The sequence below is a fragment of the Guptibacillus algicola genome, assembly GCF_020171805.1.
GTDB lineage: Bacteria > Bacillota > Bacilli > Bacillales > Guptibacillaceae > Guptibacillus > Guptibacillus algicola.
The window spans coordinates 24391-38096 of record NZ_JAIVAF010000005.1; the positions used below are offsets into that span (position 1 = coordinate 24391).

The window sequence follows — 13706 nt, forward strand, 5'->3', positions numbered from 1 at the left end:
TTGTGAATGAGAAAGAATTTGAGCTGAACGATGTAGTCGAAATGAAAAAACCCCATCCATGTGGTGAAAACAAATGGAAAATTATTCGCATGGGTGCAGATATTCGGATTAAATGTCTCGGCTGTAATCACAGTGTGATGCTACCTCGTAGAGAATTTACTAGAAAAATAAAAAAAGTACTAGAGCGTGCTGATTCTTGACCGTTGATGAGACGGTCTTTTTTTGTGCGAAGCAGTTGACGAAGCTTGTATTTTCCCCTTTCAATCTCTATAATTGGAAAAGGTATGTCTCTAGTTTATTCGTTGAAAAGTAATATTAAAGACAGCTTTTGTAAGCTGTTAACTGTTATAAAAATAGATGCCTATATACGGCTGATTTATTGAAGGAGTGACCGAGATGGCTTTAACCACCGGTATTGTAGGACTTCCGAACGTAGGGAAGTCAACTTTATTTAATGCAATCACACAAGCAGGAGCAGAATCTGCTAACTACCCATTCTGTACGATAGACCCTAACGTGGGTATCGTTGAAGTTCCAGACGAGCGTCTTCAAAAGCTAACTGAGCTTGTTAAACCTAAGAAAACCATCCCTACTGCTTTTGAATTTACTGATATTGCAGGAATTGTTAAAGGCGCAAGTAAGGGTGAAGGTCTTGGGAACAAGTTCCTTTCACATATTCGTCAAGTAGACGCAATTTCTCAAGTTGTTCGTTGTTTCGATGACGAGAACATCACTCACGTATCAGGTAAAGTCGATCCTATTTCTGATATCGAAACAATTAACCTTGAGCTCGTCCTTGCTGATTTGGAAAGTGTTGATAAGCGTATTGGCCGTGTTGAAAAGATGGCGAAACAGAAAGACAAGGATGCCCTAGCTGAATATAACGTATTGAAAAAGATTAAAGAAGCACTAGAAGATGAAAGATCAGCTCGTAGTGTTGAACTAACAGAAGAAGAAGAGAAGATCGTATATGGTCTACACCTTCTTACGAAAAAGCCTGTACTATATGTGGCAAACGTTGATGAAGATGATTTGCTAGATCCAGCAGATAACGAATATGTTGCAAAAGTGCGTGAATATGCTGCAAAAGAAGGCGCAGAAGTGATTGTTGTTTGTGCAAAGATCGAATCTGAACTCGCTGAGCTTGAAGGTGAAGAGAAGGATGCGTTTCTAGAAGATATCGGAATCGCTGAACCAGGTCTTAACAAGCTTATCAGAGCATCATACGATTTACTTGGGCTCGCTACTTACTTTACTGCAGGTGAGCAAGAAGTTCGTGCTTGGACATTCCGTCTTGGTATGAAAGCTCCTCAAGCAGCTGGTATCATTCATACTGATTTCGAACGTGGTTTTATCAGAGCTGAAATCGTTGCGTATGATGATCTAGTCGAAGCAGGAACGATGGCAGCAGCGAAAGAAAAAGGAAAAGTACGTTTAGAAGGAAAAGAATATCTCGTGAAAGATGGAGACGTTATTCACTTCCGTTTCAACGTATAATGAATAACACCTTGCTAAAGTAGGTGCATTTTGATATAATCTAAAGCTGTGAGTAATTATCTTTGTATACTTACTCCTTGCTCTTATTTATAAGAGCCGTTAGACCAAAAGGAGGTGAACGGAATGCGTAACTACGAAATTATGTACATTATCCGTCCAAACATCGAAGAGGATGCACAGAAAGCTCTTGTTGAGCGTTTCAACGGAATCCTAACTGACAATGGTGCGGAAATTAATGAAGTCAAGCAAATGGGCAAAAAGCGTCTTGCTTATGAAATCAACGATTTCAACAGCGGGATCTACATTGTACTTGACATTAACAGTAACACTGAAGCGATTGATGAATTCAGCCGTTTGATGAAAATCAACGACGATGTTCTTCGTTTCATGACGCTTAACCTTGAAGAAGCTAAAAAGTAATTGTTTTATAAATAGGAGGGGTTCTGATGCTGAATCGCGTCGTATTAGTTGGGCGTTTAACAAAAGACCCTGAATTGCGTTATACCCCTAGCGGCGTAGCGGTTGCGAACTTCACTCTTGCAGTGAATCGCCCGTTTACTAACCAACAGGGAGACCGTGAAGCAGATTTCATCAACATTGTTGTATGGCGCAGACAGGCAGAAAACGCAGCCAATTTCTTGAAAAAAGGCAGCCTTGCTGGTGTAGATGGACGAGTTCAAACTCGTTCTTATGATAATAGCCAGGGACAGCGTGTGTTTGTGACAGAAGTAATGGCTGAAAGTGTCCAATTTCTCGAGCCTAAAGGCGCAAGCCAAGGCGGCGGAGGCGGCAACTACGGTGGCGGCTCTCCAAACAGAGATAGCGGCGGTTACGGAAATCAGAACCAAGATCGCAATAACAATCGCGACCAATCCAATTTTGGAGATGATCCGTTTGCGAGCGATGGCAAGCCGATTGATATATCGGATGATGACTTGCCGTTCTAATAATCTCTGTTTCGAGCGGTGAAAACAGAGAAACCAAATTTAAAAGCAAAGGAGGTACTAACCATGGCAAGACCAGGTGGACGTAGAGGTCGTCGTAAAAAGGTTTGTTTCTTCACAGTAAACAAAATCACTTACATCGACTATAAAGATACAGATCTTCTTAAGCGTTTCGTATCTGAGCGTGGAAAGATTCTTCCACGTCGTGTGACAGGTACTAGCGCAAAATATCAGCGTCAATTGACTCGTGCGGTTAAACGTGCTCGTCAAATGGCACTACTCCCTTACGTTGTAGGAGAGTAAGTTGATAAAGGAAGGGACAGCAGGATTTGATCTTGCTGTCTTTTTTCTTTATATTGGAAAAAGCAAAGTGGTTTAACATTATACAGAAAAAGGTATATATTCCTTACAATCGACTGTAAGGAGGAACTATCTCACGATGATGAAAACCACTAAACTAACAGTACATAAACAGCATAGTATGAATGCGCTCATCTCTTTTGTGAAACAAGCAAAGTCATTCGACAGCCATATTACACTTTATCATGATGGACATAGCATAAATGGTAAAAGTCTTACTAGCGTCATTGCGTTTAATTTGATGGTAAGTGAGGCTGATACGATCCTATTGATTGCAGAAGGTCCAGATGCAGAAAATGCAACCGAGACGCTGAGTGAGTTGCTAGAAAGTGAACAGAGTGCTACAGACCAACCACTATCTTTCATGTAGTTGATCAGGCTGTTGTGGAAACAGCCTTTTTTATATGTTAGTTTATTTATAAATGAAAAATTTGCTGTTACGGGCAGAAATTCTTACAATATAGTAAGGGGATTTCGACCCGTTTTTTATTAGACATAAGGTAGGTCAAAAAACTTGAAAAATCAAACCGTAAAGCAATTAGTGGAAGGTGCTGCCCTGGCAGCCGTTTTTGCTGTATTATTTTTGATCACAACGTTCGTACCAATTCTAGGGTCCATTACTTTTTGGGTCTTACCTATTCCGTTCATACTAATGGTTGTTCGAAATGGCATCGGAAGCGGATTTATTATGTGGGGAGTTGCAACTGTTCTTGGTTTAATTATTGCCGGATTTCCATCCGTTGTCGCTTCCTTTCCGTTCGGAGTTGGAGGATTAACAGCAGGATATCTTTATGCCAAACGTAAGTCCGCCTTGGCTGTTTTGATTGGTAGTGGAATCAGCTATGTTATCACCATGTTATTCCTCTTTATCGGAAGTATCGTACTGATAGGTGAGAACCCGGTCGATGTGGCGATCACGATGTTAAATCAGTCCATCTCGCAAGCCGAATCAATTACCGATGCATTGGGGCAAGATACTAAACAGTTCGATCTAATGTTTGAACAAATTGAGGTTATCCGATATCTGGTTCCTACAGTGCTTGTTATTTTGGGAGTCACGATGGCCTTGATCTCGCAGCTCATTTCTATTCCTGTCCTAAAGAGGGTAGGCGGATTTCAACCTCCAGTGTTTAAACCGATTCGAGAATGGGCATTTCCTAAGAGTTTTTTATGGTATTATTTAGTTGTTACCATTCTAATGATGGTCGGTTTAGAAGAAGGTTCTGCTGCTTATGTAGCTTCTATTAATGTCTATTCAGTATTGAATGCGTTGATATTTGTGCAAGGACTAGCAGTTATATACTTTTATAGCCATAAGAAAGGTTGGCCAATCGCTGTGCCGATACTTTTAACATTTCTTGGCTTCGCACTAACGTCGCTTGTTGTTATCATTGGAATAATTGATTTAGGTTTTGAACTGCGAAGGAGAATGAAATCATAGGTAGGAGCTGAAAATATGCCAAAGTTTTTAACGAAACGGTGGCATGGTTATCATGTGGTAGCCTTGTTCGTCATTTCCATCCTTTTTATCGGCATTATTACTTATTACAACTGGATAATTGGAATTGGAAGCGTGCTCGTCACAACGCTCCTTATTTATACAGCTATACGAGCTGAGTCGAATTTTCAGGATGATCTACGCGACTATGTCTCCACTCTTTCACATCGGGTAAAAAAAGTGGGCGATGAAGCATTAATGGAGATGCCAATCGGTATATTGTTGTATGATGAGGATTATCACATCGAATGGACGAATCCTTATATGCCAACAGTAACGAAGCAAGAACCACTGATAGGGCTTTCGTTAAACGAGATTTCTGAGAAGATCATTCCATTTTTGAAATCAGAAGCTGAGGATGAAATCTTGACCATTAATGAGCGTATGTATAAGACATACTTCAAACAGGAAGAGCGCCTTCTGTATTTCTTTGATGTGACTGAGAAGATTGATATTAAGCGAAGATACAATGAAGAAAAAACGGTTGTAGGTATTATATACCTCGATAACTATGAAGAGGTAACGCAAGGATTAGGAGATCAGGTACGTAGTAATTTGAATAGTGCTGTTACGTCTATCTTGAATAAATGGGCAGATGAACATGGCGTATTTCTTAAACGAAGTTCTTCAGAAAAGTTCTTTGCAGTACTCAACCAAAAAATCCTTCAAGAACTTGAAAAGAATAAGTTTTCCATTCTTGATGAAGTCCGTGACGTGACGTCTAAAGAAAACATTCATATCACGTTGAGTATAGGAATCGGTAGTGGTCATAGTACCCTTACAGAGCTCGGACAGCTTGCACAGTCTAGTCTAGACTTAGCACTTGGTCGAGGTGGTGATCAGGTAGCGATTAAGCAAACCAGCGGTAAGGTTAAATTCTATGGCGGTAAAACGAATCCGATCGAGAAACGAACAAGGGTTAGAGCGCGTGTTATTTCTCACGCTCTTCGCGAGCTTGTATTAGATAGCGATCAAGTTATTATAATGGGTCACAAAAATCCTGATATGGATTCGATCGGTGCATCCATCGGTATTCTGAAAGTAGCTCAGGCGAATGGTAAAGAAGGAAACATCGTCTTCGATCAAAATCAAAAGACTAGTGGTGTATCGAGGTTAATTGAAGAGATCGAGCAAAATGAGCAACTATGGGCTCGTTTTAGAGACCCAGAAGAAGCCCTTGAGAAAGCTACTTCGAACACACTTCTAGTTGTTGTCGATACTCATAAACCGTCATTAGTAATGGAAGAAAAGCTCCTTCAAAAGATTGATCGTGTTGTGGTGATCGACCATCATAGACGTGGAGAAGAGTTCATAGAAGATCCGGTTCTTGTTTATATGGAGCCATATGCGTCATCCACAGCTGAACTTGTGACTGAGCTCTTCGAATATCAGCCTAAGCGTCTTAAGATGGACATCTTAGAAGCGACAGCATTGTTAGCAGGTATCATCGTAGATACAAAGAGTTTCACGCTTAGAACCGGCTCAAGAACGTTTGATGCAGCTTCTTACTTAAGAGCGCATGGTGCCGATACAGTTCTTGTACAAGAATTCCTTCGCGAGGATATTGCACAGTATATTCGTAGAGCCCGTATTATAGAGAATGCCAATATCTATCGTAACGGCATTGCGATCGCTCTAGGTGAAAACGATAAGACGTATGACCAAGTTATGATTGCCCAGGCTGCAGACACCCTGCTATCGATGAGTGGTGTTATTGCTTCCTTTGTTATTTCAAAGCGAGACGATGGGAAGATCAGCATTAGCGCAAGATCTCTTGGCGATGTGAACGTACAAATCATTATGGAAGGTCTAGAAGGCGGAGGGCATCTAACGAATGCAGCCACACAACTAGACGTAAATACAATAGAAGAAGCAGAAAGTATGCTTAAAGAAGTCATAGATGACTATCTAGAAGGGGGAGACGAAGAGTCATGAAAGTAATTTTCTTAGAAGATGTAAAAGGTAAAGGTAAAAAGGGTGAAGTTAAGAATGTAGCAGACGGGTATGCTCGGAATCACCTTCTAAAGAATAATCTTGCTGTGGAAGCAAATAATGCAAATATGAAGCAACTGAAAGCAAAACAGCGCAGCGATGAAAAGAAAGCGCAAGAAGAATTAGAGAAAGCGAAGGCACTTAAAGGAACGATCGAAAGCCTTGAGGTGGAAATCTCAACAAAATCTGGTGAAGACGGCCGCCTATTCGGGTCGATTACAAGCAAGAACATTGCTGAAGAGCTTAAGAACCATGACATTAAAGTCGATAAAAGAAAGATCGAACTTGATGAACCAATCCGTTCACTTGGTTACACAAATGTACCCATTAAATTGCATCAAGATGTGACAGCAAAAGTTAAAGTACATGTCGTTGAGCAATAATAGGTGTTAACGGGTGGAAAAAGCGAAATGCTCAGGGGGAAAACAACATGAGTGATTTATTTGCTGATCGTACGCCACCTCAAAATATAGAAGCAGAACAGGCCGTTATAGGGGCGGTGTTTTTAGAGACAGATGCGCTAACTACCGCGACTGAAGTTCTCCAACCAGAGGACTTTTATCGTGCAGCGCATCAAAAGATCTTCTCTGTCATGATCGAGCTTTCCGAAAAAGGTGAACCTGTCGATCTAGTAACGGTGACATCTGAACTTCAAGATCGCTCGCTCCTTGAGGAAATTGGCGGAGTTTCGTATTTAAGTGACCTAGCTAATTCGGTACCTACTGCTGCAAACGTTGAATACTATTCAAAGATTGTAGAAGAGAAATCGATACTAAGACGTTTGATTCGGGCTGCAACCGATATCGCTTCAGACGGCTATGCAAAAGAGAACAAAATAGAGAACCTCTTGTCTGAAGCGGAAAAATCAATCATGGAAGTATCGCAGCGAAAGAACACAGGTGCTTTTATCTCTATCAAAGACGTTCTAGTCGATGCATACGATAATATCGAAATGCTTCAGAACAACACAGGAGATATTACAGGTATTCCTACAGGGTTCTCAGAACTTGATCGTATGACGGCAGGCTTCCAGCGAAATGATTTGATCATCGTAGCTGCACGTCCTTCTGTAGGTAAGACTGCTTTCGCCCTGAATATCGCTCAGAACGTCGCAACGAAAACAGACGAGAATGTAGCGATCTTCAGTCTTGAGATGGGTGCAGAACAACTTGTTATGCGTATGCTTTGTGCAGAAGGAAATATTGATGCACAACGCCTCCGTACTGGTGCACTAACAGGAGATGACTGGCAGAAGCTTACGATGGCTATGGGGAGTTTATCAAATGCAGGTATCTATATCGACGATACGCCTGGTATCAGGGTCGGAGATATTCGAGCGAAATGTAGACGTTTAAAGCAAGAAAAAGGGCTCGGCATGATTTTGATCGACTACATGCAGTTAATCAGAGGGGACGGCTCTACTGAAAACCGTCAGCAGGAAGTATCCGAGATCTCCCGTTCACTTAAAGGAATTGCGAGGGAACTTGAAGTTCCTTTAATTTCGCTATCTCAGCTTTCACGTGGGGTAGAATCCAGACAGGATAAACGGCCGATGATGTCTGATATACGTGAATCAGGAAGTATCGAGCAGGATGCGGATATCGTTGCATTCTTATATCGAGACGATTATTACGATAAAGAATCAGAGAATAAGAACATCATTGAAATCATCATTGCGAAGCAGCGTAACGGACCAGTAGGCACGGTAGAGCTTGCTTTCGTGAAAGAATATAATAAATTCGTAAACCTCGAGAGACGTCACGATGAGAGTGACATTCCTCCCGGTGCGTAAAAAGTCCCAATTTGGGGCTTTTTCTTTTGCATGTATGTGATGAAAAATGGGTAAATTAACCCTAATAACGAACATAAAAAGGCTCCATGAGTAAATCGTTCGGTTTTGTTGACTTAATTAAGATGAATTGGTACACTTACTCTGGGTTTTTTAAAAAGAGCATGCTTCAACGAGCGAATTCGAATGAAGCATCTGGAGGTGCTGAAATGCCATCAGTAGTAGTCGTAGGAACGCAGTGGGGCGATGAAGGTAAAGGAAAGATTACCGATTACCTTTCTGAAAATGCAGAAGTTGTTGCTCGTTATCAGGGCGGTAACAATGCTGGACATACAATTGTATTCAACGATACCAAATACAAGCTTCACTTGATTCCATCAGGTATTTTTTATGATGATAAAATTTGTGTGATTGGAAATGGAATGGTTATTGATCCGAAGGCAATCGTAGAAGAACTTGCATACTTACACGAACGTAACGTGAGTACTGATAACCTTCGCATTAGTAATCGTGCACACGTCATTCTTCCGTATCACTTACGATTAGATGCAGTTGAAGAAGAATCTAAAGGTGCTAATAAAATTGGTACGACTAAAAAAGGGATAGGACCTGCATACATGGATAAAGCCGCACGTGTCGGAATCCGTATCTGCGACCTTCTCGATAAAGAAGTGTTTGAAGAGAAGCTAGAGCGTAACCTTGCAGATAAGAACCGTCTTCTTGAGCGTATGTATGAAGCAGAAGGGTTCAAGAAAGAAGATATTCTCGAGGAATACTATGAATATGGGCAACAGATTAAAAAATACGTTGTGGATACATCAGTAGTCTTAAACGATGCTATTGATGAAGGGCGCCGCGTTTTATTTGAAGGTGCTCAAGGAGTAATGCTTGATATCGACCAGGGGACTTATCCGTATGTAACGTCATCTAACCCAATTGCAGGCGGCGTAGCAATCGGTTCTGGTGTAGGGCCTAGTAAGATTAACCACGTTGTAGGAGTTTCGAAAGCTTACACAACTCGTGTTGGCGACGGACCTTTCCCAACTGAACTTCATGATGAAATTGGAGACAAAATCCGTGAAGTAGGTAACGAGTATGGGACTACTACAGGACGCCCTCGCCGTGTAGGTTGGTTTGACAGCGTAGTTGTGCGTCATGCTCGTCGAGTTAGTGGCATCACGGATCTATCTCTTAACTCGATCGACGTTTTGACTGGTATTGAGAACCTCAAGATTTGTACTGCATACAAGTACAAAGGTGAAGTGATCGAGGAATTTCCTGCAAGCCTAAAAGTACTTGCAGAATGTGAACCAGTATACGAAGAAATGCCTGGTTGGACTGAAGATATTACAGGTGTGAAAGATTTAGGAGAACTTCCTCCAAACGCTCGACACTATATTGAACGTGTATCTCAGCTTACTGGTATTCCGTTGTCTGTTTTCTCTGTTGGACCAGATCGTAAACAAACAAATATGGTTCGTGGCGTATTTGCATAACAAGAAGCTGGCAGTGATGACTGCCAGCTTTTTTTGGTGTATCTTACCATAAAAAATCAGCGTGAATCGTCTTTATATGATAAGATTAATACTGTTAGAATTTCCTATATTTTATGAGGTGGGCTTAATGAATCGGGATAAAAGGCAAGTCTTTCGTCATCAACTCTCTGTTCCTCTTGCAGCTAAAATGAGAGTAATAGAAGCGGGTGACAAACCTGATAGTAAAGAATGTAATCATAAAATTTATATACATGACATCGGTCTTGAAGGTATTGGCTTCTCTACTGATCCTGAGTTAACAAAGCATACGGACTTAGAATTTGAATTAAAATTAAACGAGACGTTATTTCGAGTAACTGGTGAAGTCCTATGGCTAAAGGCAAACAACCCAGAGGATCCTAATACCAGGGCTAGTTTTAGTTACGGAGTAAAATTCTATCTCAAAACCGAAAAACAATACTCCCTTGTCTTCCAGGAAGTGAATCGCTTTGCTATTAAGCGTCATAAGCGAAAACAAGAAATTCGCCAAATGATGAAAGAAAAGCTACGACAAAAAGGTGAGACAAGGTAACAGTTCTACCTGTTATCTTCTCATTTATTATTTTTATTTGAAGAATCCTTGCTTTTTTCAAAAAGCAATGATAAGATAAATCTTGTCGTCATTAAAGAACACTTTAATGAGCCATTAGCTCAGTTGGTAGAGCATCTGACTTTTAATCAGAGGGTCGAAGGTTCGAATCCTTCATGGCTCACCATTTTCTTTCCGCAGAGATACATAAATTGCTGAAAAGAAAGTTAACACGATCAATTTTATACCGTCGCGGGGTGGAGCAACGAGCGTTACTTCCATGAACCAACATCGAGTTGTTTGGACGGATACGCATCGTAGCATAACCTTGTAGAGGAAGAAACACAGCACTGCATATAGAAGCAGGTGCAGCACCATTTTCATTCATACCGTCGCGGGGTGGAGCAGTTCGGTAGCTCGTCGGGCTCATAACCCGAAGGTCGCAGGTTCAAATCCTGCCCCCGCAACCAAAATAAAATTTTAACTACGTCGATTATGCTTCGAAGTTAAAATTTAATGGTAGTCCTTTAGGGCAACCTAAACTCATAATTAATAGTTTACAGTTTACTACGTAATAGTACGGTCCCGTGGTGTAGCGGTTAACATGCCTGCCTGTCACGCAGGAGATCGCGGGTTCGATTCCCGTCGGGACCGCCATTTAATCTTTAAGGCTCTGTAGCTCAGTCGGTAGAGCAACGAGCAAAGCATCACTGAATATCCGACGAGTTGTCCCGACACAGCAAGCTGCGAAGCGTTGCTAGAAGAGGAAGGGACAGTGGTTTTACTCAGCATAACCTGATGGACATTTAAACAAACATGGCTCTGTAGCTCAGTCGGTAGAGCAGTGGACTGAAAATCCACGTGTCGGCGGTTCGATTCCGTCCGGAGCCACCATTTCTAACTATTAATATGACTATATACAAGCATGTCTCTACGGAGATGTGCTTTTTTGTGTTTACAGAACACTGCAATTTATAGCATTACTACCAAGGAATACCACAATCATGACGAATAGACTACATTTGTGTTACAAAATGGGGAGTAATACCCTATTGACTTTGTATGTATGTTAAAGTTCAAATCGTGAGTAAATTTATAAGCGTAAGCAAATCGCAGGAGGAAACATTATGGCAACATCTAAGCTAGTAAAAAGAGTGTGTCAATCCGTAGCTCTATTCTCGTTAATAAGTGTTAGCATGCTTACTGGTGTCGAGCCAGCAAGTGCTACTGTATATAATATGATGAAACCAGTCTATCACGTATACATAGATGGTAATAATGTAGGAACGATCGATGATAAAGAACTTTTTACAAATAAAATAGATAAGATGAAAGAAGAAAGACAAACAGACGATTTAACCTTAATGGTCAAAAACGATCTTGAAATAGTCCCGAAACGGTTGTTTCAGCCTTCATATGATAATGAAGAAACCTTAAATAAAATTGATAATGAATTAACCTTTGTAGCAAAGGGATATGAACTATCATTTAACAATGAATCTGTAGGAGTCTTCCCGAATGAGTCCCAAGCTAAACAATCACTTTGGGAATATGCAAAGCCGTTTCTATCAGAAGACAAAGTGAAAGAAATCGAGAGCAAGGTTGAGGAAGATGATAATAAACATCCAGCTGATTTCTTAGAGCTTTCTACTACTTTTTCCATTGAAGAAGTTGAAACAAAGAAAGAGAATGTGTTAACTGATGAAGAAGGCGTAACTCGAATTGAAGAGGGCTACACGAAGGAAGTGGAGAAAGAAGTCGGTGAGGGTGAAACACTAGCTGACCTCGCTGAGGAATTCGATATGGATGAATCAGAGATTAGAGAACTTAACGATCTCTCAAATGAAGAAACAATAGAAGATCTTAATCAGGTGAAAGTACTTGAAAAGAAAATCGTAAAAGTACTTGAAACTGAAGAAGTGATTAAAGATGAAGAAATTGGTTTTGATACAGAAACTACTGAAAGTGATTCGCTTTTAAAAGGTAAGAAGGAAGTTACCCAGTCTGGTGAAAAAGGCGAGAAGAAGGTAACATATAGCGTTTCTAAAGAAAACGGTGAGGTAATAAAGGAAGATATCATCAAAGAGGAAGTTACGAAAGAGCCAGTTAAGAAGAAAGTAATGATTGGCACGAAAGAGATTCCTTCGAAAGGTACAGGATCCTTCGCATGGCCAGCTGTCGGTGGTACGATAACAAGTAAACAGGGAGAGCGCTGGGGATCTTTCCATAAAGGAATCGATATCGCAGGCGTCTCAGATCGAACGATTAAGACTGTAGATAATGGTAAAGTTACTGCAGCTGGTAAACGAAATGGTTATGGCAATCAAGTAACCATTAATCATAACAATGGAATGAAAACGACCTATTCTCATCTTTCTTCTATTTCTGTCTCTGTAGGAGACACAGTGCAGAAAGGCGACAAGATTGGCGTGATGGGTACTACAGGGAAATCTACAGGAATCCACCTTCATTTTGAAGTGTACAAAAACGGTAAGCTCCAAAACCCAATGAAATACCTTTAAGAAGAAAAACCTTCAGTTGTTGCTGAAGGTTTTCAGTTTATTTGAAAGGTACTCCTCCTACATTTGTAGCAAATGCAGGCTCACCGCCCGCCCCGCGGAAAGCGAGCATCCTGGAGCGGAAATCTCCACCATACTATTGGATAGTACTGTTTTTTCTAAACTGTCTCGACAGTCTGAAAATCTTCAGCTCTTACTGGAGGTTTTCTTTTTACATGTGCCGCTTTAGGGTAGATGATAAATAAAATAGTTATAATATGATAGAATAGACGAAATAAGACATGACTTTTACTTGAAAATACATAAATCTGTATTACTAAAAAGGAGCGTTCATAATGGACAAGAAGATTCTTGTTGTAGACGATGAAAAACCCATTGCTGATATACTTCAGTTTAACCTTGAAAAGGAAGGCTTTACTGTTGTATGCGCTTACGATGGAGATGAAGCAATTGCAAAGGTTGAAGAAGAAAATCCTGATATGATTCTCCTTGATATCATGCTGCCACAGCGTGATGGTATGGAAGTATGCCGAGAAGTGAGAAAGAAATACGAAATGCCAATCATCATGCTGACAGCGAAGGACTCTGAAATAGACAAAGTTCTTGGACTTGAGCTTGGTGCAGATGACTATGTTACGAAACCTTTCAGCACGAGAGAGTTGATTGCGAGAGTTAAAGCAAACTTAAGACGTCGTCAGCAAGAGCCTGAGAAAGAATCATCAACGAACTCCGTAATCAATGTTGGAGCTCTGACGATTCACCCTGATGCTTATTTAGTGACAAAACGAGAAGAGTCAATCGAATTAACACACCGCGAGTTTGAGCTACTACACTACCTCTCTAAGCATATAGGACAGGTCATGACACGTGAGCACCTTTTACAAACGGTATGGGGCTATGATTATTTTGGTGATGTAAGAACGGTAGATGTAACAGTGCGTAGACTTCGGGAAAAGGTAGAAGATAATCCGAGCCATCCATCATGGATCATTACTAGACGTGGGGTTGGTTACTATATGCGTGAGCCGGAACAGGAGTAGTTA

The 13706-nt window shown here is 40.8% G+C and carries 14 protein-coding genes and 4 tRNA genes; all 18 read left to right on the forward strand.

Annotated elements, in window-relative coordinates; translation table 11 throughout:
* Nucleotides 1–2: 2 nt before the first annotated feature.
* Complete coding sequence (locus LCM09_RS15895) at nt 3–200, forward strand: DUF951 domain-containing protein (protein ID WP_224883968.1); 198 nt, start codon at nt 3–5, stop codon at nt 198–200.
* Nucleotides 201–396: 196 nt separating this feature from the next.
* Nucleotides 397–1497 carry a redox-regulated ATPase YchF gene (gene ychF, locus LCM09_RS15900; protein WP_224883970.1) on the forward strand — a complete coding sequence of 367 codons (1101 nt, stop codon included), beginning with the start codon at nt 397–399 and terminating at the stop codon, nt 1495–1497.
* A 123-nt stretch (nt 1498–1620) separates the two neighbouring features.
* The gene (rpsF, locus tag LCM09_RS15905; RefSeq protein WP_224883972.1) at nt 1621–1917 is read left to right on the forward strand and encodes a 30S ribosomal protein S6; all 297 of its coding nucleotides are present in this window, start codon (nt 1621–1623) and stop codon (nt 1915–1917) included.
* A gap of 26 nt (nt 1918–1943) precedes the next feature.
* Entirely contained in the window at nt 1944–2444 is a 501-nt protein-coding gene (gene ssb, locus LCM09_RS15910; RefSeq protein WP_224883974.1) for a single-stranded DNA-binding protein, read from the forward strand.
* 63 nt (nt 2445–2507) lie between these two features.
* A complete protein-coding gene (gene rpsR / locus LCM09_RS15915) occupies nt 2508–2744 on the forward strand; it encodes a 30S ribosomal protein S18 (RefSeq protein WP_224883976.1) in 237 nt (78 codons plus the stop codon).
* 136 nt (nt 2745–2880) lie between these two features.
* A complete protein-coding gene (locus LCM09_RS15920) occupies nt 2881–3171 on the forward strand; it encodes an HPr family phosphocarrier protein (RefSeq protein WP_224883978.1) in 291 nt (96 codons plus the stop codon).
* A 144-nt stretch (nt 3172–3315) separates the two neighbouring features.
* Complete coding sequence (locus tag LCM09_RS15925; protein ID WP_224883980.1) at nt 3316–4242, forward strand: YybS family protein; 927 nt, start codon at nt 3316–3318, stop codon at nt 4240–4242.
* 15 nt (nt 4243–4257) lie between these two features.
* The gene (locus LCM09_RS15930) at nt 4258–6234 is read left to right on the forward strand and encodes a DHH family phosphoesterase (RefSeq protein ID WP_224883982.1); all 1977 of its coding nucleotides are present in this window, start codon (nt 4258–4260) and stop codon (nt 6232–6234) included.
* On the forward strand, nt 6231–6674 hold the full coding sequence (rplI, locus tag LCM09_RS15935; protein WP_224883984.1) for a 50S ribosomal protein L9: 444 nt from the start codon (nt 6231–6233) through the stop codon (nt 6672–6674). Before LCM09_RS15930 ends, rplI begins: the two co-directional genes overlap by 4 nt.
* 47 nt (nt 6675–6721) lie before the next feature.
* A complete protein-coding gene (gene dnaB / locus LCM09_RS15940) occupies nt 6722–8083 on the forward strand; it encodes a replicative DNA helicase (RefSeq protein WP_224883985.1) in 1362 nt (453 codons plus the stop codon).
* A 206-nt stretch (nt 8084–8289) separates the two neighbouring features.
* Nucleotides 8290–9576: an adenylosuccinate synthase gene (locus tag LCM09_RS15945; RefSeq protein WP_224884390.1), complete on the forward strand. Its 1287-nt coding sequence runs from the start codon at nt 8290–8292 to the stop codon at nt 9574–9576.
* A 127-nt stretch (nt 9577–9703) separates the two neighbouring features.
* Nucleotides 9704–10147: a PilZ domain-containing protein gene (locus tag LCM09_RS15950; protein WP_224883987.1), complete on the forward strand. Its 444-nt coding sequence runs from the start codon at nt 9704–9706 to the stop codon at nt 10145–10147.
* 108 nt (nt 10148–10255) lie between these two features.
* Nucleotides 10256–10331: transfer RNA gene (locus LCM09_RS15955), tRNA-Lys, on the forward strand.
* 206 nt (nt 10332–10537) lie between these two features.
* Nucleotides 10538–10614: transfer RNA gene (locus LCM09_RS15960), tRNA-Met, on the forward strand.
* Nucleotides 10615–10725: 111 nt separating this feature from the next.
* Nucleotides 10726–10801, forward strand: a tRNA-Asp gene (locus tag LCM09_RS15965).
* Nucleotides 10802–10962: 161 nt separating this feature from the next.
* Nucleotides 10963–11038: transfer RNA gene (locus LCM09_RS15970), tRNA-Phe, on the forward strand.
* Between the two features lie 233 nt (nt 11039–11271).
* Nucleotides 11272–12666 carry a peptidoglycan DD-metalloendopeptidase family protein gene (locus LCM09_RS15975; protein WP_224883989.1) on the forward strand — a complete coding sequence of 465 codons (1395 nt, stop codon included), beginning with the start codon at nt 11272–11274 and terminating at the stop codon, nt 12664–12666.
* Between the two features lie 332 nt (nt 12667–12998).
* Nucleotides 12999–13703 carry a response regulator YycF gene (gene yycF / locus LCM09_RS15980; RefSeq protein WP_224883991.1) on the forward strand — a complete coding sequence of 235 codons (705 nt, stop codon included), beginning with the start codon at nt 12999–13001 and terminating at the stop codon, nt 13701–13703.
* Nucleotides 13704–13706: the final 3 nt, after the last annotated feature.